General features: G+C 70.8%; 19 protein-coding genes. 11 read left to right on the top strand and 8 right to left on the bottom strand.

All coding sequences use genetic code 11. The features are described 5' to 3' along the window. The gene (locus tag ACFXAZ_RS00960; RefSeq protein ID WP_384582991.1) at positions 1 to 990 is read right to left on the bottom strand and encodes a hypothetical protein; all 990 of its coding nucleotides are present in this window, start codon (positions 988 to 990) and stop codon (positions 1 to 3) included. A 3-nt stretch (positions 991 to 993) separates the two neighbouring features. Further along, complete coding sequence (locus ACFXAZ_RS00955) at positions 994 to 3,147, bottom strand: helix-turn-helix transcriptional regulator (protein ID WP_384582988.1); 2,154 nt, start codon at positions 3,145 to 3,147, stop codon at positions 994 to 996. 501 nt (positions 3,148 to 3,648) lie between these two features. On the opposite strand from ACFXAZ_RS00955, the gene ACFXAZ_RS00950 reads away from it, so the two are divergent. The 5 genes from ACFXAZ_RS00950 to drmB all read left to right on the top strand — a co-directional run bounded on the left by ACFXAZ_RS00950 (position 3,649) and on the right by drmB (position 15,755). Next, positions 3,649 to 3,852 (top strand): hypothetical protein, encoded by a 204-nt coding sequence (locus tag ACFXAZ_RS00950; protein WP_384582985.1) that lies wholly within the window; start codon positions 3,649 to 3,651, stop codon positions 3,850 to 3,852. Between the two features lie 134 nt (positions 3,853 to 3,986). Then, a complete protein-coding gene (locus ACFXAZ_RS00945) occupies positions 3,987 to 8,750 on the top strand; it encodes a DEAD/DEAH box helicase (RefSeq protein WP_384582982.1) in 4,764 nt (1,587 codons plus the stop codon). After that, entirely contained in the window at positions 8,747 to 10,651 is a 1,905-nt protein-coding gene (locus ACFXAZ_RS00940; RefSeq protein WP_384582978.1) for a UvrD-helicase domain-containing protein, read from the top strand. Before ACFXAZ_RS00945 ends, ACFXAZ_RS00940 begins: the two co-directional genes overlap by 4 nt. Beyond that, positions 10,648 to 13,896: a helicase-related protein gene (locus ACFXAZ_RS00935; RefSeq protein ID WP_384582975.1), complete on the top strand. Its 3,249-nt coding sequence runs from the start codon at positions 10,648 to 10,650 to the stop codon at positions 13,894 to 13,896. Before ACFXAZ_RS00940 ends, ACFXAZ_RS00935 begins: the two co-directional genes overlap by 4 nt. Next, positions 13,893 to 15,755, top strand: a complete 1,863-nt coding sequence (gene drmB, locus ACFXAZ_RS00930; protein WP_384582972.1) for a DrmB family protein — start codon at positions 13,893 to 13,895, stop codon at positions 15,753 to 15,755. Before ACFXAZ_RS00935 ends, drmB begins: the two co-directional genes overlap by 4 nt. A gap of 7 nt (positions 15,756 to 15,762) precedes the next feature. Here drmB and ACFXAZ_RS00925 read toward each other — a convergent pair whose 3' ends face one another. Together ACFXAZ_RS00925 and ACFXAZ_RS00920 are read right to left on the bottom strand one after the other, a co-directional pair. Next, positions 15,763 to 15,933, bottom strand: coding sequence for a hypothetical protein (locus ACFXAZ_RS00925; RefSeq protein ID WP_384582969.1), 171 nt, complete (start codon positions 15,931 to 15,933; stop codon positions 15,763 to 15,765). 35 nt (positions 15,934 to 15,968) lie between these two features. After that, positions 15,969 to 16,346 carry a hypothetical protein gene (locus tag ACFXAZ_RS00920; protein ID WP_384582966.1) on the bottom strand — a complete coding sequence of 126 codons (378 nt, stop codon included), beginning with the start codon at positions 16,344 to 16,346 and terminating at the stop codon, positions 15,969 to 15,971. 255 nt (positions 16,347 to 16,601) lie between these two features. On the opposite strand from ACFXAZ_RS00920, the gene ACFXAZ_RS00915 reads away from it, so the two are divergent. The 4 genes from ACFXAZ_RS00915 (at position 16,602) to ACFXAZ_RS00900 (ending at position 19,241) form a co-directional block, all read left to right on the top strand. Further along, complete coding sequence (locus tag ACFXAZ_RS00915) at positions 16,602 to 17,438, top strand: helix-turn-helix domain-containing protein (RefSeq protein WP_382681428.1); 837 nt, start codon at positions 16,602 to 16,604, stop codon at positions 17,436 to 17,438. Next, the gene (locus tag ACFXAZ_RS00910; RefSeq protein WP_384582962.1) at positions 17,435 to 17,644 is read left to right on the top strand and encodes a DUF397 domain-containing protein; all 210 of its coding nucleotides are present in this window, start codon (positions 17,435 to 17,437) and stop codon (positions 17,642 to 17,644) included. Before ACFXAZ_RS00915 ends, ACFXAZ_RS00910 begins: the two co-directional genes overlap by 4 nt. Positions 17,645 to 17,758: 114 nt before the next feature. Further along, positions 17,759 to 18,361, top strand: coding sequence for a hypothetical protein (locus tag ACFXAZ_RS00905; RefSeq protein WP_384582959.1), 603 nt, complete (start codon positions 17,759 to 17,761; stop codon positions 18,359 to 18,361). A gap of 577 nt (positions 18,362 to 18,938) precedes the next feature. Then, positions 18,939 to 19,241, top strand: a complete 303-nt coding sequence (locus tag ACFXAZ_RS00900; protein ID WP_384582956.1) for a hypothetical protein — start codon at positions 18,939 to 18,941, stop codon at positions 19,239 to 19,241. A 133-nt stretch (positions 19,242 to 19,374) separates the two neighbouring features. On the opposite strand, the gene ACFXAZ_RS00895 is transcribed toward ACFXAZ_RS00900, so the two are convergent. Next, positions 19,375 to 20,319 carry a GlxA family transcriptional regulator gene (locus tag ACFXAZ_RS00895; protein ID WP_384582953.1) on the bottom strand — a complete coding sequence of 315 codons (945 nt, stop codon included), beginning with the start codon at positions 20,317 to 20,319 and terminating at the stop codon, positions 19,375 to 19,377. Between the two features lie 104 nt (positions 20,320 to 20,423). Here ACFXAZ_RS00895 and ACFXAZ_RS00890 point away from each other — a divergent pair, with 104 nt between their 5' ends. Together ACFXAZ_RS00890 and ACFXAZ_RS00885 are read left to right on the top strand one after the other, a co-directional pair. Beyond that, a complete protein-coding gene (locus ACFXAZ_RS00890) occupies positions 20,424 to 20,873 on the top strand; it encodes a hypothetical protein (protein ID WP_384582950.1) in 450 nt (149 codons plus the stop codon). 207 nt (positions 20,874 to 21,080) lie between these two features. Next, positions 21,081 to 22,118 carry an alpha/beta hydrolase fold domain-containing protein gene (locus ACFXAZ_RS00885; RefSeq protein ID WP_384582947.1) on the top strand — a complete coding sequence of 346 codons (1,038 nt, stop codon included), beginning with the start codon at positions 21,081 to 21,083 and terminating at the stop codon, positions 22,116 to 22,118. A 25-nt stretch (positions 22,119 to 22,143) separates the two neighbouring features. Here the strand turns inward: ACFXAZ_RS00885 and ACFXAZ_RS00880 are convergent, their stop codons facing one another. The 3 genes from ACFXAZ_RS00880 to ACFXAZ_RS00870 form a co-directional block, all read right to left on the bottom strand. After that, positions 22,144 to 22,527 carry a VOC family protein gene (locus ACFXAZ_RS00880; protein ID WP_384582944.1) on the bottom strand — a complete coding sequence of 128 codons (384 nt, stop codon included), beginning with the start codon at positions 22,525 to 22,527 and terminating at the stop codon, positions 22,144 to 22,146. Positions 22,528 to 22,658: 131 nt separating this feature from the next. Then, positions 22,659 to 24,167 (bottom strand): MFS transporter, encoded by a 1,509-nt coding sequence (locus tag ACFXAZ_RS00875; protein WP_384582941.1) that lies wholly within the window; start codon positions 24,165 to 24,167, stop codon positions 22,659 to 22,661. Between the two features lie 97 nt (positions 24,168 to 24,264). Next, positions 24,265 to 25,659, bottom strand: coding sequence for a DUF445 domain-containing protein (locus ACFXAZ_RS00870; RefSeq protein WP_384582938.1), 1,395 nt, complete (start codon positions 25,657 to 25,659; stop codon positions 24,265 to 24,267). Between the last annotated feature and the right edge of the window lie 35 nt (positions 25,660 to 25,694).

The following is a 25,694-nucleotide window of genomic DNA, read 5'->3' as shown; positions in this document are numbered from 1 at the left end:
TCACACCTCCTTGTTCAGTTGTTCGAGGCTGCGGATGGCGTAGGTGAGTGCCTTGTTGGTGTCGGCCCGACGGACGGCCGCGTAGTGGACGCGGGTCTGGAGTTCCACCCACCCCGATTCTCCGGTGCGCCGGCGATGCACCTGCCGCAGGGCCTCCTCGACGTGCACGCCGGGCACCACGTCCGGAAGCATCTCCCTCAGCACCTCGCCCTGCCAGTCGGTCGGGAAGACCGGGGCGCCTCCCGGTTCCACCTCCAGATCTCCGATCGCGCCGTGGAAGACCGCCGTCCAGACGTCGGTGGCCATCTGGGCGACCAGGAGGTCGCGCACCTTGCTGTCCACGCCGGAGCCTCGGCTGTTCAACAGTCCGTCGATCCCCTCGACGTCGGTGTTCACGAACACGGTGGGGACCCGGGCCGAGACGTCGACGATCCAGGGCGCGTCGGCGCAGGCCCGTAGCGACTCCCGGGAACTCTTGGTGAACGAGGCTTTCTGGACGTCCAGTCGGAGCCCGTGCACCGGCTCCGCGGAGAGGGTGTCGACGATCCAGTTCCGGTCGGTCTCGGCGATCGACCGTCCGGGGACCCCGCCCACCGTGCCGACGGCGTGCACGGCGAGGGAGGCGCGTCCGAGATGATCGTCACGGAACACGTCCATGGAGCCCGACCAGTCACGGCCCTCGTCCGTGTCCCGCACGAGGTCCCTGGACGTACGGACATTGGTCTCGCCGTCCGTCAGGACAGCGAGGACCCGCAGATCGGACCAGCCCGCGTCCGGGGCGTTCGCCCCGGGCGGCAGCGTCGCCGAGAGGCCGATCGTGGCACTCACCCAGTCGGTGTGTCCCGCGACGGCGAGCGCGACGGCCTGTTGCTGTGTCGAGTACGCGCTGGTCTCCAAGGGGTCGCGGGTGCCGTCGGAGAGTTTGAGGGACACCGAGGTCACCCGGAGCGTGACCGGCCGGTTGAGGCGCTTGTACGGGTAGATCTTCACGTCTCACTCCCCCTTGCCGGCGCGGAGTTCGACGACGAGGCGGGTGAGAGCGGTCCTGACGGGGTGGCTCGTGACGTCGGTGGCCCCCCGAAACCTCGCCCGTCGGGCGCCGGGTGTGAAGCGGAGGATCCCGTCCGCCACCTCACAGCCCTCGACGGCCACGAGTTCCGCCCAGTCCAGCTTGGGTCGCCCCCCGGAGCGCACGTCCAGTTGGGCGACCGGCACCATCGGCGTGATCTCGTCGCCGCGTGGGATGCCGATCTCGGCGGTGATCCGCCACTCCCCGTCGTCGCCGATCGTCGCGTCGAGCCCGTCGAGCACCGGCACCACCGGCCCGGTGGGCGTCTTGGCCTTGGGCCGCTTCCGCACGGTCAACGCCTTGCGCAGGGCCTCACCGCCTTCGCCGCCGGTGCGCCTGGGCCGCGCGACGAGTTCCCTGACCGCGCTGTTGACCTCGTGGGTCAGCCTGTTGATCCGCCGGTACGCGGAGGGCGACCATCGCAGGGCCAGTTCCTCCGTCTGCCCCCAGCGGTCGTGCTCGGGCGGTTCCGCCGCGCGGAGGAATTCCTCGGCGTCCTTCGCGAAGGGGTCCGACTCGCCGGCCGCCTCGCCCACCAGGACGACGGCCTGGAAGGGGTTGGTGCCGAGCGGTAGCTTCGGGACCTCGGCCTTCTTGACGGTCATGCGGTTGCCGCGCAGCGAGTGCACCTGGTTCTTCGGCACGTCCCGGTCGGAATCGGCGTCGGTGACCAGCAGGAGCGCCTGGTGCGTCCCGAGGGTCCCGCGAGCGCCTCCGGACAGCGGCAGCTTCAGCGGCACCCTCCGCGCCGCCACCTGCCCGGCCTCGGTGAGCCGATCCACTGTGGTGCCCTCGTAGTGCGCCCGCAGGGCACGGGTGCGCGAGGGCTGTTCGACGGAGGGGTCCACCTGCGTCTCCGCCACGACCACCTCGTTGTTGCGCATGGCCCGGACGGAGACCTCCAGAAGGGGCAGCCTGCCGCCCCCGCCGGTCATCGCGGCCCAGAAGTCGCGCCCCAGCGCCTCGACCAACCGGCCGTGCATCCTGCTGATGTCGCGCGGGTCCTCGCCGCCCTCCTCGTCCGTGTTCTCCTCGTCGGCGTCGGCGTGATCGGACGCCTTCCCCTCCAGACTGGCGACATCTTGGGCCCCGACGATGAGGAAGGACGTACCGGGTTCGTCGTGCTCCCGGGTCAGGTGCAGGCGGTCGACGGTCTCCTCGTCCGCCCACCAGGAACGGGCGACCCGGGCACCCGGCGAATCGGGATCGGGCCGCCCGAGCCAGGCCGGGCCCGCGTACGGGATGCCGGCGACCTCCCGCCACGGCAGTTCGAGACGGCCGATGACCCGACGCTCGGTACGCCCCTCGTGCGCCTGGGACAGGGTGGAGTTGATGAGGACGAGGCCGAGCGCGCTGGTCGCCCACAGCGTGGCCTTGCCCAGTCCGTACGAACCGCCCGCGCCGGGACCGGACTTGAGGCTCTCCAGCTGGCGCCGGACGACGGCGGCGAACTTGCCGTCCGCGTAGTCGTCGCCGATGAGCCCGGAAGCGTTGTAGTCGTCGACCCGCAGCAGGAGCAGGCGACCCTTCTCGTACATGTCGCGCACTCCGGCGTCCACGACCCGGCCGACCTTCTGGTGACCGGCGATCTCCGAGACGGCGGAGTAGTGCGGGAAGAGATCGTTCCAGAGGATCGCCTCGCGGAAGGCGTCCAGATGCTCCCCGGTCAACTCGTGCAGGGTGTAACGGACACGCACCGGCCGGCCCTCACCGGTCAGTCGCTCGTCGAGGCTGTTCTGACAGGTCTCGCGGGCGAGAACCTGTACATCGGCGTCGAAGGCGAAGGCGGCGGCGTTGCCGAGGTCACGACCGCCGTCCGGATAGCCGGGACGGTGGTACCACCTCACCGGCAGGCCGGTCCCGGTGTCGGTTGTACGGGTGTGCACCGTACCCAGGTCCGTGCCCAGCGCCCGGGCGATGTCCGCCATGACGGCCGGGCGGGGAGTCGATCTTCCGGTGATCCACGCGGAGACGGCGGCCCGGGTCAGCCCGAGTTCCTCGGCCAGTTCGGCCTGTGTCCTCCCCGCGATCTTGAGCTGACGGGCCAGCCATGGTCCGAACTCCTCACCTGTCTCCACAGGCCACCTGCACTTCCCTCGTATCACATGCGAATCGCACGCCGCACGACAAAGGTTAATTTGACACACGCGGCAACGTCAACCGACAGTTGATCGGGTCCGACCGCCAGGATCACTCAAGTCCACTGTCCAACTTCACCCGATATGCACCACCTGGCGACCCCGGCGATCAACTCCCCCCGGGGGGACGGCAGTTCGGCTTGACACGCTCGACAGCTTCCCGCTAGCGTCGATTCCGATGGGAAATCCATCCCGCTCGAAATTCCGAAACCGGATGCCGGGCGGCCCGGGGCAGAAGTGCGTCCAAAACCCATTCCGGACGTCAGCCGACACCCCTTCGTGACGAGTTCCAAAAGGACTGGCGAAGCGAGATCTCCACCCACTAGCATCAGCCGGGAGAGAAATCTCATCCACGTACGACCATCCATTTCTCACGGGGGACGTGTGTCCGAATGCACCCCTGTGCCGCCACAATACGAAGCGACAAGGGTGCAGCGATCCATGAACGAGCAGGAGTGGGCCGACATTTTACTCCATGGCCGTGAGTTCAGTGCGCTTTCTCTGAACATCAGGACGGCGACACACAAGGCTGAGGCGAGAGCTTTTCATGAATGGGAGGGAATCTCCGAAGAGAAGTTCGCCGAGATTTTCCCCTCTCTGGAGAAGATCATTCTGGATCTGCCCGACGAGCCGCCACCGGCCTGACCGAGCATCCCCGTCCTCCTCCAAGCCCCAGCCATGCCTGCCCTGACGGCTGTTCGGGCCGGCGACTGCAATTCGTCGCCGGCCCGCTCCGGCCGCTTTCGCCCGCACCTCGACCTCCCAGGAGCGCAGCAGCAATGTCGCCCTCGTTCCCCCCGGTGATCCAGACCGTTCTCGACCAATCTTCCCGAGTTCTGCAGACATACGCCGTGGACCCCGGCCTCGTGGCCGAGCACGCCAATGGAGAACGTCGTATCACCCAGGGAGGATATGGCGACCGACAGCTTTTCGAACTTGTCCAGAACGCGGCCGACGAAATCGCGGACGAACCGGGCGGACGGATCCATGTAGTCCTCACGAATATCTATCTGTACTGCGCGAACGAGGGAAATCCGGTGACCCCGGAAGGCGCGGAGACAATTCTCCGGATGAGTCTTTCGAAGAAACGCGGAGGGCAGATCGGACGATTCGGCGTCGGTGTGAAGTCGGTCCTCGTGGTGACCGACACACCCCAATTCTTCAGCCGCTCCGGAAGCTTCGGATTCGACCGTGCCTGGTCGTACGAGCAGATCAAGGCCGTGCCCGGCGTGGCGGAGCGCTACGGCCCGGAGTTCGACGCCCCCGTCCTGCGTATGGCCCGCCCGCTCGACCTGGGGACCGAACGCGAATCCGACCCCGTCCTGCACGAGTTGCTGTCCTGGGCGACCACCGTCGTCCGGCTGCCCCTGCTGCCCAAGGCCAACGACCGGCTGGGACGGGACATGCACGGAGGCCGCGCCAAGGACCACGGCGAGCCCCGTGAGGAGTTCCCGGTCGGTTTCCAGCTCTTCTCGCCGCACGTCGGGAAGGTCGTGCTGGAGGACCGCCGACCTCGGCCGGTCGTCCGTCGGACTCTGACCGCCCAGCGCGCCGGCGATCTGCACACCCTCGTGGAGGAGCGGACCGGGAAGGCCCTCACCTCCGACCGCTGGCGCGTGTTCACCCTCACCCACGAGCCCGGCACTGCGGCCCGCGCGGACGCCGGGGAGTTGCACGACCGCCTCTCGCTCGACCTCTCCTGGGCCGTCCCCGCCCAGGAGAAGGACAAGGAGAGCGGCCTGTACGTCAGCCCTCGCTCGCGCGGTCGTGGCAAGTTCTGGTCCTTCTTCCCGAGCAAGTACGAGATGTCGCTGAGCGGCATCCTTAACGGCGCCTGGAAGACGAACGAGGACCGACAGAACCTGCTCGACTCGTCTCCCTTCAACCAGGAAATGATCAGGGTGGCGGCGAAGCTGGTCGTCGACTCCCTCCCCGCCCTGGCGCCCGCCGATGACCCGGCCGCGTACCTCCCGCTGCTGCCCGGCCGTGTCAAGGAGTCGATCAGTTGGGCCGACGAGTTCCTGACCCGGGAGGTCTGGGCCCGCACCGCGGACCGGCCATCGCTGCCGGACCAGGACGGCACCCTGCGTGTCCCGACCACGCTACGGATCCACCCGCGGCTCGACAGGGACCTGAGGAAAGTGTCCGGCTGGCTCCGGATGTGGCACGAGTGCCCCGGACGCCCCTCGAACTGGCTGCACCCGAGCGTCGAGGCGGACGTCCTGCGCTCCGGGAAGGTCGAGCACATCCTCGCCGCCGGCGGCCAGGGGCGGACCGATGTCCGTGCATGGCTGGAGGCCCTCGTCGAGTGCGGCACGGCCGAAGCGTCGGCCACGGCCGTCCGCATCCTCGCGGACATGATCGAGGCGCGCTCGCCCTACGCCGAGGAAGCCCGCAAGGCCCGCATCGTGCTGACCGAGGAGCACGGCCACGTCGCCCCCGTGCACGGCAAGGTGTTCCGTCGCGCCGACCGGGGCGGGCTGCGCGAATCCCTGGTGTACGTGGTCGACGCGCTCGCCCAGGACGAGTCGCTGGCGCACGCGCTCAGCGTCCTGGGCATCCGCGAGGCCGATGCCGAGGGCCGGTTCGCGGGCGTTCTCGACCAGGGCTTCGAGCACTACGGCCAGTCCGACTGGGAGCGTTTCTGGGAGTTGTTCCGGCAGGCCGGGGTCCGTCGGCTGGCCCACAAGGTCCTGGAGCGGGTGCCCGCGCCGCGTTCGACGCTCCGGGTACGGACCGCAGACAAGACGTTCCGACCGATCGAGGACTGCATGGTGCCCGGTGTCGTGGTCGACGCGGTGCGTGACCCGAGCGTCGCGGTCGACATGGCGTTCCACTCCGACGACACACCCTTCTTCGCCCAGGTCGACCTGCGGGAACGACCGTCGGGCGGGGTGCAGCCCCAGGCGGACGACACCTGGTTCGAGGAGTACCGCGAAGCCGTCCACGCCTCCTACCTGCGCGGTCTGGACAGTCGCGCCCCACGCCCCTCGCTGAACCGGATGAAGGTCGAGGGCGCAGCGATCGGCGGACCGCTCCACCTGTTCCGCGCGCTCTCCGAGGAGTCCCGAGCCGCCTTCCTCAAGGCGCTCCCGGACGACGCCGTGGTGGCCAACTGGACGCGCCAGTTCGGTGTGCAGACCAGCACCCGGCAGGCCGTGGTCTCGCCGATCCGGTGGATGCTCAGGAAGCACGGGTATGTCGCCACCTCCCAGGGGGTCAAGCCACTGAGGGAGGCGGTCGGGCCTCGACTCGCCTCCTATCGCGGCGTGCTGCCGGTCGCCGACATCTCGCCGGACAAGGCCCACCGCCTGGGGCTTCCGAGCACGGTCGACGAGGTCCCGGCCGGCCGCTGGGCCGCCCTCCTGGACGAGGTGTCCCGCAGCGAGGACGACTCCTTCGTCGGCGCCACCTACGTGATGCTGACCCGGATCGACGCGGAGTTCCCCGAGGGCTCCCTGACCCGCTGCCGGATCGGCGACACCTGGGGCACCCGCCCCGACGACGAGATCGCCCTCGCCGTCGGTGACGCCGAGTACCGGGCGCTGCGCGCCGAGCAGCTCCCCGCGCTGCTGGTGCCGGGCGCGGAGGACGCCGAGCTGATGGTCGAGAAGTGGGGCATGCTCCGCTACGCCGACGTGATCAGCCGGGAGACCCGCGAGGTGCCGGAGGGCGACCCCGTACCGCTGGTCGAGTTGTTCCCCGCCCTGCGGCAGCGACTGAACAGCGGGAACCGGAACAGCCTGGTGCAACGGTGCTTTGAGCTGGAGCAGGTCACCCGCACACCCAACGGAACGCACGCGTCCCCTCTGGACGCCGTGCGCCAGGACGGGACCGTGAAGGTCCGGGTGCCGCTGGAGCCCGAGGCGATGCTGCGGTTGATCGACCGCGAGCTGGTGCTCGGGCTCGGCGCGGCCGGCTGCCGCGCCGTGCTGGAGCACCAGGAGCGGATGGCCCGGGACGGCGAGCTGAAGGCGGCGCAGCGGGCCGTGCGCGAGGCCGAGGACGTGGTGGCCAAGATCGAGCTGCTCGTGGGCGCGGACGCGCTCCGGGCCGGGCTCCCCGAGGGACTGATGGAGGCCGAGCTACAGGCGACGGACGGGGTGGAGCCGTCGGGGCGTCGGATCGCCCAGATGGCGTTCAACGCGCACGGCGACGGTGTGCTCCAGCAGCACGCCCGGGACATCCAGGGGCGCTTCCCCAACGCGCCTGTCGGGTACGGGGGTTCGTCGGCGGCCGTCGCGTTCGTCTCGGACCTGAGGCTGCCCGTCGCGTTCGCCGGTTCGAGGACTCCGTCCCCGCCCTCGTCCGAGACCGTCGAGGGCCCTCGGGACTTCCCGAGCCTGCACGGCTACCAGGAGGACCTGGTCCGGAACATCTCCACCATGTTGGACCGGCTGGCCCCCCAGCGGGGCATGCTGTCCCTGCCCACCGGCGCCGGCAAGACCCGGATCACCGCCGAGGCCGTGATCCGTTGGGTCAAGCGGGTCGGCGACCTCGACGGTCCGCTGCTGTGGATCGCGCAGACCGAGGAGCTGTGCGAGCAGGCCGTACAGAGCTGGAAGTTCGTCTGGAGCAAGGTCGGCGCCGAGCGTCCGCTCACCATCAGCCGACTGTGGAGCGGCAACGAGGTCGGGGACGTCGTCGAGCACCCCCATCTGGTGATCGCCACCGACGCCAAGCTGGAGCGGTGCCTGGGCACCGACCAGTACGCCTGGCTGCGGCGGGCCGCGCTGGTGATCGTGGACGAGGCGCACACCGCCATCTCGAAGCGGTACACGGAGATCCTGGGCCGCTTGGGACTCACCCAGTACGAGACCGGCCGGCATCTGCTCGGTCTGACCGCCACCCCGTTCCGCAACACCAACGAGGACGAGACCCGACGCCTGGCCGTTCGCTTCGGCAACAAGCGGCTCGACCAGGGGGTCTTCCCGTCGGGCGACCCGTACCGCGACCTCCAGGACCTGGGCATGCTCGCCCAGGTCGAGCACCGCACCCTCGAAGGCGGCCGGATCGAGCTGACCCGGGACGAGAAGACGCACGCCGATCGCATGGCGATGCTCTCCCGCTCCGCCGAGCAGCGCCTCGCCGACGACCACGCGCGCAGCGGGCGCATCGTGGACTCGGTGACCGGTCTGCCGGACGACTGGCCGACGTTGCTCTTCGCCACCTCGGTCGACCACGCCAAGTATCTGGCGGCGCTGCTCAACGACCGGGGTGTGCCGGCCGCCGCCGTGGACTCGACGACCAGTACGCAGGACCGGCGCAGGCGCGTCGAGAACTTCCGAAACGGACGCGTCCGGGTGCTCACCAACTACGGTGTCCTCACCCAGGGTTTCGACGCACCCGCCACCCGGGTCGTGGTGGTGGCCCGCCCGGTCTACAGCACCAACGTCTACCAGCAGATGATCGGACGCGGCCTGCGGGGGCCCAGGAACGGCGGCAAGGACACCTGCCTGATCCTCAACGTCAGTGACAACATCGCGAACTTCGACACCCGACTGGCGTTCACCCAGTTCGAACATCTGTGGAGCCGGACATGACCGACGCCTACCTCGACAGCCCCGCGCTCACCGAGGAGCAGCGGGCCGTCGTCGACCAGCCCTGGAACGCCCGGGTCCTGGTCACCGCCGGAGCCGGGGCCGGCAAGACGCACACCCTGGTGCGCCGCCTCGACGCGCTGTGCGGGCACGAGGATCCCGAGCAGGCGCTGGAGGCGGCCGAGATCCTGGTGCTCACCTTCTCCCGTGCCGCCGCGCGGGAGTTGCGGGAGCGGATCGCCCGGCACGGGGAGCGGGCCCGACGGGTGCGGGCGCAGACGTTCGACGCATGGGCCTACGGAGTGCTGCTCCAGGCGCGTCCGGACGGCGAGTGGGGCGCGGTCGGCTTCGACGAGCGGATCGCTGCGGCGACCCGGGCGGTGGAGAAGGGGGCGCTGGAGGCCGGCGACGCCGTCCCGCCCGCCCATGTGGTGATCGACGAGGTGCAGGATCTGCTGGGCGGGCGCCGGGAACTCGTGGAGACACTTCTCGACCGGTACCAGGACAGCAGCGGTTTCACGGTCGTCGGCGACGCCGCCCAGTCCGTCTACGGATTCCAGATCGAGGACGTGGCCGAGCGCGCCGACGAGACCGGACGGTTCTTCGACTGGCTGCGCCTGTCGTACCCCGACGACCTGGTGGAACTCCGCCTCACCCGGAACTTCCGGGCCGCCACCCCCGAGGCCCGGATCGCGCTCGCGCACGGTCCCCGGCTCCAGCGCGTCACCGACGCGGACGAGGCGGCGACACGCTACGAGGAACTGCGCGACCTGCTCCTGGACCCGACGAACGGGATGGGCGAACTCACCGACCCGTTCACCCTGGACGGCCTGCGCAACCTCTCCGAGACCTGTGCGATCCTCACCCGCGACAACCGCGAGGCCCTGGTGGTCTCCGACCTGCTCCACGAGCACGGGCTGGAGCACTGGTTGCGCCGCCCCCTGGAGGAGCGGCCGGTGCCGTGCTGGGTGGCCGAGTTGCTGCGCCGCACCGGGGCGAGCGGCCTTACCGAGGACCGGTTCCGTTCCCTTCTCGCGGAGATCCCGCTGCCGTACGAGCCGAACGCGTCCGCGTTGTGGACGGTGCTGCGTCGCGTCGCTCGGGGCGGCGGGCGCGACACGCTCGCCCCGGACCGGCTGCGTCGCGTGGTCGCCGAGGGCGGGTTCCCCGACGAGGCGGCCGATCCGGAGACCGGCCGGATCGTGGTCTCCACCGTGCACCGGGCCAAGGGCCTGGAGTTCGACCGGGTGATCGTCCTGACCCCGCCGACGGTCGGCGAGCTGCGCAAGCGGTACAAGGACGCGGCGGACCTCCCCGCCGAGGCCCGCGCCCTCTACGTGGCGATGACGCGCGCCCGCCAGGATCTCCACCACGCGATCCCGCCCGAGTCGCCGATGCTCAAGAGGGCGGGGGACAGGAGGAACGGCCGCCGGTACGTGGGGGGATGGCGGTCGTACGACCGTTTCGGGGTCGTCGCGGAGGCCGGGGACGTCTGTCATGACAACCCGCCCGGTCACGGGACCGACGCCGTGGCGACACAGGCACACCTCCTGGAGCGGGTCGGCCCGGGGACGGCCGTGGTGTGGCGCAAGCGCCACGACCTGCCGTTGGGCGAGCGGCAGAGCCCGCCGTACGCCCTGGTCCACGAGGGGCGGGAGATCGGTGAGGCGTCGGAGCGGTTCCGGGAGGAGCTGTTCCAGGTGCAGAAGGTGAACCGGACGTGGGACCCCTGGTGGCCCGACGAGATCCACGGCCTGCGGATCGACACGCTGGAGACGGTGACGGGCAGCACCGCCGCCGGTGCCAACGCGGGCCTCGGTGACCGAGGTGTGTGGATCGCCCCCCGGATCACCGGGATCGGGCGGTACCGACGGGCCGACGACGACAAGGAGCAGCGCGCATGACGCACGGGGCGGGACGACACGCCGAGCACTACCGGGTCCGGGACGAGGATCTCCTGGTGGGGCTCGGTCGGGAGCTGCTGGGCCCCGCGGTGGACGCCGATCCGGCCGACCGGGACGAGGTGCTCACCCAGGACGCGCCGATCGACCGCTATCTCACCGGCGTCCTGTACCCGCGCGCGGCGGACCGGGCCGCGCGGCGGCGGAAGGGCGAGGAGCACGCCCAACTGGACGGTCTGGACGCCACCCCGCTGCTCACCCGCGACGACGTCGAGGATTCCGGCACCGCGCAGGACACCGGCGCCGCGACGGACCGTCGTCCTTCCTCGATGGGTCTGACCTTCGCGGTCGACCCGGCCGTGTGCGACACGATCGTGGTCTCGGCGCGGGCCGCCGTCTACGAGCCCATCGACGCCGACGGCAGCCCGACCGAGGCCCGTCGCGCCGAGGCCCGCACCACGGCCGACCAGCGGGAACGGTGGCGGCGCCGGGAACTCGACCTCCCGGACCGGTCGATCGTCGTGACGGCGTCGGCCGAACCGATCCAACTCTCCCCGGAAGCCACACTGCGCGTGACCGTCCGGCGCCCCCATCCGACCACCGGCACGGTCACGATCACGGTGACGCTGATCAACACGCAGCGGGTCGGCGAGTGGGATCTCCAGGACGCGTTCTCCCTGTTCCAGTGCGGTCTGACGGTACGCGCCGCCGACGGCTCCACCGTGTTCGTGGAGCGCCCCGCCCCCGCCGCGGCCCACGATCCGGAGATCGGCACGAGCCGGCTGTTGCACCGGCACGCCCCGACCTTCGCCGTCGGTCACGGCTGCGCCGCCGCGTGGGACTGGAGCCCACCGCCGATCGGCGTGACCGACACCGTCCGGGCCGCCGTCCCCGAGGTGCGCAGTACCTTCGTGCCCACCGTGGAGGTGTTGCTCACCGACTCCAACCCGGACATCGACAGCTCGGCGCTGTCCATGCTGGGGCTGGCGGAGCGGTCCGACGCCGAGATCCTGGCCGCCCTGGCGGAGCTGGCCACGGGCTACGAGCGCTGGATCGACCGCAAGGAGGCCGAGGCGGAGGCCCTGACGGGCGACACCCACGAGAAGCCCGCGCGGGAACAGGTGGCGGCCTGCCGCGAGGCGCTCGACAGGATCCGTGAGGGGATCGGGCTGCTGGGGACCCGCTCCGATCTGATGAGGGCGTTCCGACTGGCCAACCGCGCGATGGCCGACCAGCGGGCCCGCAGTGCCTGGGTGAAGGGCGGACGCGTCGGATCCCTCGATCCGGGCGCCGGGCGCTGGCGGCCATTCCAGATCGCGTTCGTGCTGCTCTGTCTGGCCGGCATCGACGACCCGGAGCACCAGGACCGGCGGGTCTCGGACCTGCTGTGGTTCCCCACCGGTGGCGGCAAGACGGAGGCGTATCTCGGGCTGATCGCCCTCACGTCGTTCCTGCGCCGCATCCGCAGGGGTGCCGACGGCGGCGGGGTCACCGTCCTCATGCGCTACACGCTTCGGCTGCTCACCCTTCAGCAGTTCGAGCGCGCGGCGATCCTGCTCTGCGCCATGGAGAACATGCGGCGCGGCACACCGGAGCTGGGACGGGAGGAGTTCTCCGTCGGCATGTGGGTGGGGCGTTCGGCCACCCCGAACACGCTCGCCGACGCCGGCCTGAAGCTGGACGAGCTGCGCAGGAGCCTCGACAAGCGCCTCGCCACCGAGAACCCCGTCCAACTGCACGCCTGTCCCTGGTGCGGGACCCGCCTCGACGCCCGCGACTACCAGGTCGACATGAACGCCGTGCGGATGCGCGTCCGGTGCCCCGGCGAGGACTGCGCCTTCGCCGAGGGCCTGCCCGTCCACCTGATCGACGAGGCGATCTACGCCGCGCGACCGACGCTGGTGATCGCCACCGTCGACAAGTTCGCCTCGATGCCGTGGCGCCCGGCGACGGCCGCGCTCTTCAACCGCGACGACCCGACCGACGCCACCCCTCCCCCGGAACTGATCGTCCAGGACGAGCTGCATCTGATCTCCGGCCCGCTGGGCACGCTCACCGGCCTCTACGAGACGGCGGTCGACGCCCTCGCCGGCCGCCCCAAGGTGATCGCCTCCACGGCGACCATCCGTCGCGCGGCCGACCAGGGCCGTCATCTCTTCGCCCGCGAGGTGCGGCAGTTCCCGCCCGCCGGTCTGGACGCCCGCGACTCGTGGTTCGCCGTGGAGACACCGCGCGAGGAGAAGGCGACCCGCCGCTACGTCGGTCTCCTGGCCCCCGGCACCAGCCAGTCCACCCTGCTGATCCGCACGTACGCCACCCTGCTGCACCGCGCCGCGCAGGCGGACACCAAGGACGAGGTGCGCGACGCGTACTGGAGTCTCGTCGGGTACTTCAACAGCCTCCGGCTGCTCTCGGCGGCCGAACTCCAGGTGCACGACGACGTGGTGGCCTATCTGGAGCTGCTCGCCGAGCGCGAGGGCGTGGCGGGGCGCTCCGTCGTCAACTACTCCGAGCTGACCAGCCGGATCGACGCCAGCGAGATCCCCACCCGGCTCAAGGGCATCGAGAAGCGGCTTCCGGACGAGGACACCGTGGACGTCCTGCTCGCGACCAACATGATCGCCGTGGGGGTGGACGTGGACCGTCTCGGTCTCATGGCCGTGATGGGGCAGCCGCAGACGACCGCCGAGTACATCCAGGCCACCAGCCGCGTCGGCCGCGCCCACCCCGGACTGGTCGTGGTCATGCTCAACTCAAGCCGGGCCAGGGATCGTTCCCACTACGAGAGCTTCCAGCACTACCACTCGGCCCTCTATCGCGAGGTCGAGTCCACATCCGTCACCCCGTTCTCCGCCCGCGCCCGCGAACGGGGCCTGCACGCGGTGATCGTCGCCCTCGCCCGCATCATGATCCCGGCGGCCCGCGAGAACGAAGACGCCGGCGCGGTCGAGTCCTACGAGGATCTCCTCCGCGACTCCATCAAGCCGCTGCTCCTGGACCGGGTCCGCGAGGTCACCCCGGAGGAGACCGACGCCGTGTCCCTCGCCTTCGACGAGTTCGTCGCCTGGTGGCTCGAAGCGGCGGACATCCACAACGGCCTGGTCTTCGAACCCCGCCGGGGCAGTCGTGCCCCGTCGCTGCTGAGGGCGTACGACGACGAGTCGGAGCGCGCCGAGGCGTGGTCCACGCTCTGGAGCCTGCGCGACGTCGACGCCGAGTCCGCCCTGTTCATGGAGGGAACCCGATGACCCCGCCCCCCGCCCCCCGTCGGCGGACCGGCGCGAAGGGCGCCGCACCCGCCCAGAATCTCCCGCGCCGCGGCACCGTCCGCCGGGCCCAGGCGATCACCACGTACGGCATGGGATCGCTGATCGCCGTCGACCACGAGTCCTTCGTCGTCTCCGGGCTGGAAGGGGCCGGGGAGAACTGGAGCAAGGACGAGTCCCCGCGGATCCACGAACGCCGGCTGGCCCGGGTGCTCGGCGTCGCCCACTTCCGACTTCCTCCCGCGTCCGACGACAGCAGCAGGGACGGGCTGCGCGTCCGGCGCTTCCCCCTCATGCACTCCTGCCCCGAGTGCACCGAACTGCGGCGGCACCGGGACTTCAACCCGCCCGTCGGCAAGAGCGTCTGCGGCGTGTGCGAGGTCGAACTCGTCCCCTCACGTTTCGTCGTCGCCTGCGAGGCCGGACACCTCGACGAGTTCCCGTACTGGGAGTGGGTGCACCGCTCCGCGGAGCGCGGTGCCGGCACGGCGGGCAGGTGCGGGGGGACGCTCCGGCTGCGCACGTCCGGACGCACGTCCTCGCTCCGCTCGATCCTCGTCTCCTGCTCCTGCGGGCGGGCCCCCGAGGTCTCGATGGAGGGCTCGTTCCGCAGGACCGCGCTCAGGGATCTGGGCCTCACGTGCCGAGGCTCCCGCCCGTGGCTCGGCACGTCCGCCACCCAGGGTTGCGGATCCGCCCTGCGTACGCTCCAGCGCGGTTCGTCGGCGGTGTGGCAGCCGGTGCTGAAGTCGGCGCTCTCCATCCCCCCGTGGAGCGACGGCCGCGCGGATCCGCTGGCGGAGCACTGGGACGCGCTCCGCTCGTACGACCGGCGGGAGCACATCGAGATCTATCTCCAGGGCGCCTTCCAGGGACAATGCCCCGTACCGCTCGACGAGGTGATGGCCCTGCTCGACGCGGAGCGCGAGGAGGACCCGGCCGACGGTGCCGACGCCACCTTCGACCACCGTTACCGCGCCTTGCGGGAGAAGGAGTACGAGCGTCTGCGCTCGGGCAACGACGAGCGCGAGCACTCCCACGACGAGCAGTTCGTCTGCGAGACCCCGCTGGGCGACGGTAGCGTGCTCGCTCCGCTCGGGATCACCGGCCCGATGCTGGTCAAGAAGCTCCGTGAGGTACGCGCCCTGAAGGCGTTCACCCGGCTCTCCGATCCCGACTCGACCACCGGGTCGAAGGAGATGCCGCTCTCCGAATCCCCGCTGCGGTGGCTCCCGGCCATGGAGGTGCGCGGCGAGGGGGTCTTCCTGCGGCTGGACGAGGACCGACTCGACGCCTGGGAAAGGGCGACAGTCGTGGCGGCCCGGATCGAGCGGATGCGCACCGCCCACCAACGGGTGCTGGAGCAGCGGGCCGGCGACCCGAGCGTGGTCGTCCCCTCCCCGGCCACCCCACGCATGGTGCTGCTGCACACGCTGGCCCACGTCCTGATCACCGAGTGGAGCCTGGAGGCCGGTTACCCGTCGGCGGCCCTGCGAGAGCGGCTGTACGCGGCCGAGGACATGGCCGGGGTGCTCGTCTACACGGCGACGAGCGACTCGGCGGGCAGTCTCGGCGGTCTCGTCGCCCAGGGCGAACCGGACCGCCTCGACCGTTCGATCCGCTCCGCCGTGCGTCGCGCCGAGTGGTGCTCCTCCGACCCGCTCTGTGTCGAGTCCGAGGCGTCCGGAGCGGGCGGCACCAACCTCGCCGCGTGCCACGCCTGCGTGATGCTCCCCGAGACGAGCTGCGAGCACAACAACATCCTGCTCGACCGCGCGCTGCTCGTCGGGACCCCGGAGGACCGGGAGCTGGGCTACTTCGCGGCGCTGCTGGACGGCTGACGGACGGCTACCGGGTGCCGGGTGGTCCGTCGCCGGTGCGGCAGTGGGGGCAGTGGCAGGGGGGCCAGCGGAGGGTGTCGGCGAGGGTGAGGGGGCCGGGTCCGGGCCGGTAGACGCGTGTCCGGGTACGGTCCACGCGCTCGCCGTCCGGCCGGACCCGATACGTCTCGATGGTCATGCGGGAGGCGCCCGGAGCGGGCGGGGTCCCGGCGTTCACCGGGTGGCCTTGAGGAGGGTGGAGAGGGCCCGCTGGAACTCGGGGCTGTTCTCGATGGCTTCGTGTTCGGGGTCGGTGTACTGCCAGGTGTGGCACCCCGGATGCCCGGCGTACAGGATGCACGCCTCGTCCTTCGGGGTCGGCCCGGACAGGGTGTTGCAGTCGGGGACGACCTGGAACGTGTCGGGGCGCCGGCCGTCCGCCCACTGGGCCCACACCTCGCCCGCGGTCGCGTCTTCCAGCTCCCACGCCAGGTCGTGGTGACGGCCCCCGGAATGCTCCTGGAGCAGGCAGCGCAGCACCGGCCGCACGTTGCACGGGGTGCTGGAATCGTGGACCGACGCGAACATCTCCGCGATCAGACCGACCGGCATCAACGCGGTGGCACCACACACCCGAGGCCGGGGCCGGGCTTGTTTGATCAGCGAGACCACACCGCACCCCCCGCCATCGCGCTCCGAACCCACGAGCCCAACACCCTTGGCAGGGTGCCCACTTCGCCCACGTCGCTGATGTCCACGCGGACCACTCCTCTCCGTAGCGGTTCCACTACCGGGTGGAGTCAGCGTGGGCTAGAGTGGCGGACCAATCAAGTTGGCAGGGGAGAAGGAAGGGTTGGTCATCGCGCTTTGAATCGCAAGGAGTTGAACCCAGAGAGCAGCCCCGAAGCTGCGTACGGCGCCCGTTTACGCAGCTCACGAGAGGCGCGCGGCTGGACCCAGGAGGAGCTTGCCGCCCTGACGGGATATTCCAGTCAGCACATTTCAGCGGTGGAAACTGGTCGCAAGCCTCCGACCCGGCGCTTTTCGCGGAGTACGGATATCGCCTTCGGCCTCGAAGGGACCACGGACACGTTCGAGCGCGCGGCGGACGAGATCCGGCACGGCGCGCATCTGGAAGGCTTCCCGGAGTATGTGAAGCACGAGGCGAGGGCCACAGAGATTCGGCTGTTCGATTCCGGGTTGATCCCTGGATTGCTCCAGACACAGGAGTACGCGACGGCCCTTGAGGCGAGCAACGTAAAGCGAGGCTCCATCACGGCCGAGCAGGCCGAGGAACGGGTCACGTTCCTGATAGAGCGGCAAGCCGCCTTGGCTCGGCCTCTGACCCCGCTGTTGTTCGCGGTGCTGGACGAGAGCTGTATCCGTCGGCCTATCGGGGGGCTTGAGGTGATGGATCGGCAGTTGGCGCACTTGGTCGAGTTCGCGGAGGAGTCGAACACCGTGCTCCAAATCGCGCCCTATGCCATTGGCGAGGCCCGGCCGTTCAACAGACTGGTCAATCTACTGACCCTGTCTGATCGCTCCGTGATCTCCTACGTCGAGTCGCAGACGCACGGTTACATGGACCGCGAAACCACAGCCGTGGTTCCCCTGTTGAGGGCCTACCATCAGATGCAGGCACACGCGCTCTCCCAAGCGGCGTCTGTAGACATGATCACTCAGGCACGAAAGGGCACCCCGTGACGACCGACTCTCGCTCTCTCCGTTGGGTCAAATCCTCGTACAGCGGCAACGGCGGTTCCTGCGTCGAATGGGCCCCGTCGAACGCCTCCGCCACCGGCGTCGTCCCCGTCCGGGACAGCAAGCGCGCTGACGGTCCGGTCCTGATGCTCTCGGCCGGAGCGTTCGCCGGACTGGTGGCGTTCGCCCGCAACGCCGACGTCGGCTGAGTCTCTCCGAACTCGTGGAACCCCGTCCGGTCTCATACCGGGCGGGGTTCCCGCGTTCCGGCGCGCTGGCCGATTCAAGAGGTCGTCCCGCCGTTCCCTGTGTACGTTGCCCGAATGGCTGACGCTGATACGGATGGTGCCCGGCTGGGGAAGGAAGCCGCTCGGCGGCTCGCGGCGATTCCCGGGTGCGAGATCGCGGCCGGACTGAGCGAGGCCGAGTTCCGGAGGATCGAGAGCGCCTACGGTTTCGAGTTCGCCGACGATCACCGGGCTTTCCTCGCCGAGGGGCTGCCGCTCGCCGCGCCGCTGAAGCGCGGTGCCGCCTGGGAGCTGCCCTGGCCCGACTGGCGCGACGGCGACCCCGAGGATCTGCGGTACCGGCTGGAGTGGCCGGTACGGGAGGTACTGCGGGAGGTGGAGCTGGGCGGCTGGCACACGGGGGCGTTCGGGGCACGCCCTCGCGGTGCGCGGGCCGCCGTCGACATGGCCCGGCGCAAACTGGCCCAGGCCCCCGTCATGGTCCCCCTCTACGGTCACCGTTTCCTGCCGGCCGGGGCCGGATCGTACGAGCATCCCGTGCTGTCGATGTGGGGCACCGGGATCCGCTGTCACAGCGATCACCTGGTGGACTACGTCGAGCGGGAGTTCGGGGGGCTGGACGACGGGGGGCCGTGGGATCCGCTGCCCACGGTCGCCGTCTGGTCGGACTTTCTCTAGCCGAAGCCGACGATGCTGCTCTCCTCCGGGCTCCTCCGGGCTCCTCCAGCCGGTGAAGGGTTCCGGTCCCATGCGGCCCCACGCGATGAACACCGCCAGGGCGAAGTAGCCGACATTCAGGAATACGAACGCCGACTCCCCGCGTCGGCCGTGGCTGATCATCGCGCCGATCATCAGCAGGCTCCAGCGGCCGGCTTCTCCCTGGGCACGAACGACTTGCCGGCACCGCCGGTCAGAGCGACGGTGGCGAGCAGTCCGGCGGCGATCCACAGTTCCACAGCGCGAGATTCACATCAGCTCCCAGGTCCTGGAAGGTCTCCGGATGTCTCTGGTCTCTCTGGTGTCTCCGGATGTCTCCGGCCTCCGCCGCTGTGACGAGACAGGCCTCGCCGCTGTGACATACGGGACCGGAGACATGCCCCCGCTCGGGGCTCGGTCGGCGTCCGTCGTGCCGGTGATCGTGCGCAGGGACTGGGCAGGTCAAGGTCCGTCGGGGTGAGCGCGGGGGCGCCCGAGGGGCCGCCGCCACCCGCGCGTTAGCCTCGAAGCCACACACCCTCGTCCTCAGGAGGCACCGATGGCCAAGGTCCCCAGCGCGCTCGTCGCCGCGAGCGGACTCGTCGGCGGGTACGGGGTCGCCCGCTGGACCAAGAAGCGCGAGCTGGGCGGGGTCGTGCTGGCCGTCGCGGGCGCCGCAGCCGCCGCCCAGTGGCGGGCGCGGGCCGGCGGGACGGCCGCGGGCGGGCTGACCGCCGGGTACGTCGTCGCGTTCGGGGCGTCCCACCCGCTCGCCAAGAAGGTCGGCGCCTGGCCCGCCGTGTTCGGTGTCGCCGGAGCCGTCGCCCTCGCCTCCTGGGCGGTCGCCGACCGACGCGCCTGAAACCGGGCCGGGCCCGGGGCCACTCACCCCCGGCGGTCACCGACCCACGCGCCTGAAACCGGGCCGGGCCCCGCCCACTCACCCCGGCGGGTCGCCGACCCACGCGCCTGCACCACCCCGTCCCCGGTCGCCCTCACCCCGCCCGGAACGCCCTCCGGTACGCCTGCGGGCTCGTCCCCACCACCCGGCGGAACCGCTCCCGGAACGCCGTCGGTGACCCGAACCCCGCCTGCCCGGCGATCCGCTCCACGGAGTACGACGTCGTCTCCAGCAGATGCTGCGCCCGCCGCACCCGCGCCCGGTGCAGCCACCGCACCGGCGTCGTCCCGGTCTGTTCCCGGAACCGGCGGTTGAGGGTGCGGGTGCTCATGCCCGCCCGCGCCGCGATCTCCTCCAGGGCGAGGTCACGGTCGCAGTGCTCCTCCATCCAGCGCAGCAGCGGTTCCATCGTGGCGCCCGCCGGGGCCGGGGGCAGGTCGTGCACGATGAACTGGGCCTGCCCGCCCTCCCGTTCCAGCGGCATCACCGCCATCCGCGCCGCCTGCGCGGCCACCGCCGAGCCATGGTCCCTGCGCACCAGGTGCAGGCACATGTCCAGGGCCGCCGCCGCGCCCGCCGACGTCAGGAACTGGCCGTTGTCGACGTACAGCACCTGGGGGTCGACGGTCACCCTCGGATAGCGCGCCGCGAGGTCCGGCGCCGCGAACCAGTGGGTCGTCGCCCGCAGCCCGTCCAGCAGTCCCGTCGCCGCGAACAGGAACGCCCCCACGCACACCGACGCGATGCGCGTGCCGTTCGCCGCCGCCGCGCACAGCGCCTCGGTGACGCCGGGCGGCAGCACCTCCGGCGGGTCCTCGACGCCCGGCAGCACGATCGTGTCGGCCTCGGCGAGCAGTTCGAGCCCGTACGGCGCCCGGATCGTGAACGGGCCCGCCCGCACCTCCTCGCGCACCGAGCAGACCCGCACCCGGTACGCCTCCCGCCCGTCCGGCAGCCGCGCCCAGCCGAACACGTCGATCGGTGCCGAGAGGTCGAAGGGGACGACCCCGTCCAGTGCGAGTACCGCCACGGTGTGCATGGCCCGAGGGTAGGGGCAGGGAGCAGGAGTCTGGCGAGAATCCGTTGACGCATGGCACCCTCGCCACTTCTCCCCCGTCCCGGAGCTGCCTAGCCTCGGTGCCCGTGACCAAGTTCCTGCTCTCCGTCCACGTCCTCGCCGCGATCATCGCCATCGGGCCCGTCACCGTCGCGGCCAGCATGTTCCCGCCCGCCGCGCGCCGCGCCCTGGAGGCGCCGGACGACCCCGGGGCGACCGGGACGGTGGCGCTGCTGCACCGGATCTGCCGGGCGTACGGCGCCCTCGGCATCGTCGTCCCGGTCTTCGGGCTGGCCACGGGCCTGGCCATGGGAGTGCTCGGGGACGCCTGGCTGATCACGTCGATCGTGCTGACGGGGCTGGCCGCCGCCGTCCTGCTGGCCCTTGTCCTGCCCCGGCAGGAAGCGCTGGTGGAGGGGCAGGGGACGCGCGGGACGACCGTACGGCTGGCCATGTTCACCGGGATCTTCAATCTGCTGTGGGCCACGGTGACGGTGCTGATGATCGTGCGACCGGGGTCGACCACGGGCGCGTAGCCGGCGCCGGACGGCCGGTGCCGGGCGCCGGATCGCGCCTGGCGGGCATCTGCCCGAAGGGGCAACGAGCGGACGACGACCGGACGAATCCCTGCGCACACCCTTGTGGAGATATCTTCTCCACTTTACCTTCGACTCCCGCGAGGGGAATCCCGGAATCTCCCGAATCCCCCGAGGCTGCCCTCCCCCCAGGCTGAGGAGTCACCCATGCACGCCGTCGCTCTCCCGTCCCGCCCGAGGCCCGGACGCCGTACCCGACAGCTGGTCGCCCTGGTCGCCGCCGCAGCCGCCTGCCTCGGCGCGCTCGTCACCGCGACGGACGCGAGCGGCGCCGAGCGCACCGCCCCCGCCGGCCCCACGGGCCCCGCCACCTACACCACCCACGCCGACCTGCCCTACGCCGCCGCCCCGGGCCAGACCCTCGACCTCTACGTCCCCGACGGCGCCCGCAAGAAGCTGCCGCTGGTCGTGTATGTCCACGGGGGCGGCTGGTTCGGCGGGGACAAGAGCGAGTTGCAGCGGATTCCGGGGTGGGACTCGCTGGTGAAACAGGGTTTCGCCGTCGCGTCCGTCAACTACACCCTCGTCCCCGGCGCTCGCTTCCCCCAGCAGATCCACGAGGTCAAGGCCGCCATCCGCTATCTGCGCGCCCACGCCTCCGGCTACCGGCTGAGCGGCGAGGTCGGCCTGTGGGGCGGATCGGCGGGCGGCCAGATCGCCGCCCTGGTCGGCACCAGCTGCGGCGTCCCCGCGCTCGAAGGCTCCATCGGTACGACGGGACCCTCCAGCTGCGTCGACGCCGTGGTGGACCTCTCCGGGCCCCATGACCTCACCGCGCTGATCGGCAACCCGGCCCTCGACCCGGCGGCGGCCGGCTACCTCGGCTGCCCGGCCGGGCTGGCGTCCTGCGCCCCCGAGGTGCTGGAGCAGGCCAACCCGATCACCCATCTGGCGTCCAGCCGCCGTCCCCCGGCGTTCCTCCTCGGCCACGGCGACGCCGACACGCTCATCCCGCTCGCCCAGAGCCAGCTGCTCTTCTCCGCGCTGAAGGCGTCCTGCGGCAAGGTCGGCTTCTTCACCCTGCACGGCCAGGACCACTTCTTCCCGTTCTCCGGCGCGCTGTCCGAGCCCTACCCCGAGCGGACCGTGCAGACCTCACGCGGCTGCGGCACGACCCGTACCGGCACCGAGCCACCCCTGAGCTTCACCACACTGGCGTCCTTCTTCCGCACCCACCTGCGCTGACGCCCCCGACGGGACCAGGGGGCGCTCAGCCCTCCGCCCCGGCCGCGCCCTCCGCCCGATGGCTGAGCACATTCACCACCCACCCATTGGGCGCCCGCACGAAGAAGCGCCGCACGCCCCACTCCTCGTCCCGTATCCCCCGTACGACCTCCGCGCCCGCCGCCCGCACCTGTGCGTACACCGCGTCGATGTCCTCGACCTCCACGCTCAGGTCGGGGACGACGGGCGCGGTGCGTTCCTCCGTGAAGAAACTGATCTGGGCGGTGGGCCAGGTGGGGGACGCCAGGGTCGTCACCCAGCCCATGTTCATGACCTCCGCCAGGCCGAGCAGGCCGTAGAAGTCACGGTGGGCCCGCATCGCCTCCTCGGACTCCACCCGGACATTCGGCACGACCCTGCGCACGCTCATCAAGACCAGCCCCTTCGTCCGCATCCGGACAACCGTGCATCCGGACAACCGCGCATCTGGACAGCCGCGCACCCGGCCCACCCCGCGTCCGGACAATCACGCCTCCTGACCAACCACCACCCACCCACCCCTCACGGCACCGCGTCCTTCGGCCCCGCCATCGGCGCCGGCACCACCGACAGCGGCGTCGCGATGTCCTCCAGCGACCTGCGCTCCGCGTTCACCGCCAGGAACGCCGCCACCAGGCCCGCCGCGCACATCAGGCCCGCGCCGATCCGGAAGGCGAGCGCGGTGTCGCCGACCACGCCGGACGCGGTGAGGTCGGCGAACAGAAGCGGTCCGCTGATGCCGCCCGCGGCGGTGCCGAGGGCGTAGAAGAAGGCGATGGCCATGGCGCGGGTCTCCATGGGGAAGATCTCGGAGACCGTGAGATACGCGCTGGACGCGCCCGCCGAGGCGAAGAACAGCACCACGCACCAGCAGGCCGTCATCGTCACCGCCGACAGCGAGCCGCGGTCGAAGAGCCAGGCCGTACCGAACAGCAGCAGGCCGGAGACGATGTAGGTGGAGGAGATCATGATCCGGCGGCCGACGGTGTCGAAGAGCCTGCCGAGCAGCAGCGGGCCGAGGAAGTTGCCCGCGGCGATGACGGCGAAATAGTAGCCGGTGCCGCCGGTCGGCACGTCGAAGAACGTGATCAGGATGGTGCCGAAGCCGAAGGTGATCGCGTTGTAGAGGAACGCCTGGCCGATGAAGAGCGACAGGCCGAGGACGGCCCGCCGGGGATAGCTGTGGAAGACCGTCCTGGCGACCAGGCCGAAACCGATGCTCTTGCGCTGGTGGATGGTGATCTCACCGGCCGGCGGCGGCAGCGGCTCGCCTCTCTCCCGCTCGATCTCGCGCTCCACGGACGAGACGAGCGCCTCGGCCTCCGTGCTCTTGCCATGGATGAACTGCCATCGTGGACTCTCCGGGACATGCCGTCTGACCAGCAGGATCACCAGGCCCAGGACCACCCCGAGGGCGAAGCTGAGCCGCCAGCCGAGGTCCTTCGGGAAGATCGCGGTGTCCAGCATCACGATCGACAGCAGCGCGCCACCGATCGCGCCGAGCCAGTAGCTGCCGTTGATGATCAGGTCCACCCGGCCCCGGTAGAGGGACGGGATCAGTTCGTCGATGGCGGAGTTGATGGCCGCGTACTCGCCGCCGATGCCGAAGCCGGTCAGAAACCGGAAGAGGAAGAACCACCAGGACTCGAAGGACAGCGCGGTCAGCGCGGTGGCGCTCAGATAGACCACCAGAGTGACCATGAACAGTTTCCGGCGGCCGTGGCGGTCGGTGAGCCAGCCGAAGAACAGCGCGCCCGAGCAGGCGCCGGCCACATAGAGCGCGGCGGCGGTGCCGGTCACCTGGGCGGAGGTGATGTCCAGCCCGCTGCCCTGCTCGGCGAGCCGGCCGGCCACATTGCCGACGATGGTCACTTCCAGCCCGTCCAGGATCCAGACGGTGCCCAGGCCGATGACGATCATCCAGTGCCAGCGCGACCACGGCAGCCGGTCGAGACGGGCCGGGACGGCCGTGGTGACGGTCCCGGTCTCGGCGGGCACGGCATCGGGCGACGAGGGCTGTGCTGCGCTCATGGAGTGGCTCCCTCTCCGTCCGAGGCGACCCCTTCCCCGGGGGCCGTTCCCCGGGGGTCGGGAACCGGAGCGGGAGCGGACACCCGCGGCCCGGGGGCTATGCCCCCAGCATGCGCGAGACCGTGTAGATCAGCAGCCCGGCCAGCGAGCCGACGATGGTGCCGTTGATCCGGATGAACTGGAGGTCACGGCCGATATGGGCCTCGATCTTGCGGGTGGTGTGCTCGGGGTCCCAGCTCGCCACCGTGTCGGTGATCAGGGAGGTGATCTCACCCCGGTAGGTGGTCACGACATGCACCGCCGCGTCCTCCACCCAGCTGTCGACCTTCTCCTGGAGGTTGGGCTCGGTGGCCATCCGGGCGCCCAGCGACAGCAGCGAGGCACGCACCCGCAGCCGCAGTTCACTGCGCTCGTCATCGGCCGCAGAAACGATCATGGTGCGTACGGCCGTCCAGGCGGACGCGATCAGATCCTGGACCTCGCCACGGCCCAGCACCTCGCTCTTGAGCCGCTCCACCTTCGTACGGGTCTCGGTGTCGGACTGGAGGTCGGAGGCGAAGTCGGCGAGGAACCGGTCGAGTGCGCCGCGCGCGGGATGGGACGGCATGTCCCGCATCTCGGCGCAGAACCGCAGCAGCTCCCTGTAGACCCGGTCGCCGATCTTGCGGTCCACGAACCGCGGGGTCCAGCCGGGGGCCCCGCCCTGCACCGCGTCCATCACGGAGTCGCCGTGCTCCACCAGCCAGTCGTGCGCCCGGGTCACCACCAGGTCCACGACCCGGTTGTGGCCGCCGTCGGCGACGACCTTCTCCAGCATCTTGCCCATGCCGGGCGCGATCTCCTGGGCCTCGGCCCGCCGGGTGATCGCCTCCCCCACCACCGCCTGCACATCGGAGTCGCGCAGCACGGTCAGCGCGCCGCGCAGCGCGGTCGCCAGCTCGGCGGTCACCCGGTCGGCGTTGGCCGGCTGGCTGAGCCAGGTGCCCAGCCTGCTGCCGATGCCGACGGCGCGCAGCCGCTGCCGGACGACCGTCTCGGACAGGAAGTTCTCCCCGACGAAGCCGCCGAGCGCGGCGCCGAGCTGGTCCTTCTTCCGGGGGATGATCGCGGTGTGCGGGATGGGGATGCCGAGCGGGTGGCGGAACAGCGCGGTGACCGCGAACCAGTCGGCGAGCGCGCCGACCATGCCCGCCTCCGCGGCGGCGGCCACATAGCCCGTCCAGGGGCCCGCGCCCGCGTTGCCGGCCCACTTCGCCAGCACGTAGATCACGGCGACCAGCAGCAGCAGCCCGGCCGCGGTGAGCTTCATCCGCCGTACGCCGCGCTGCTTCTCCTCGTCGGCGGCGCTGAAGGTGGTCATCGCGCGCACGCCGGGGCGGGTGCCGGGGGTGCCGGCGCGGGCGCTGTCCCTTCCGGACCCACCGCCCGCTATCTCCTTTTTCAGGAGATCTTCCCGATTCCCCGGCTCTTCGTCGATTTTCGTACGATCCATCCGCTCCACCCGTTCACGATCCTCCACAGCACCAT

It is taken from the genome of Streptomyces sp. NPDC059477, from assembly GCF_042749375.1.
Taxonomy (GTDB): Bacteria; Actinomycetota; Actinomycetes; order Streptomycetales; family Streptomycetaceae; genus Streptomyces.
Note: the sequence above shows the minus strand (reverse complement) of the source record. Positions and strands in the feature narration are given on the sequence as shown.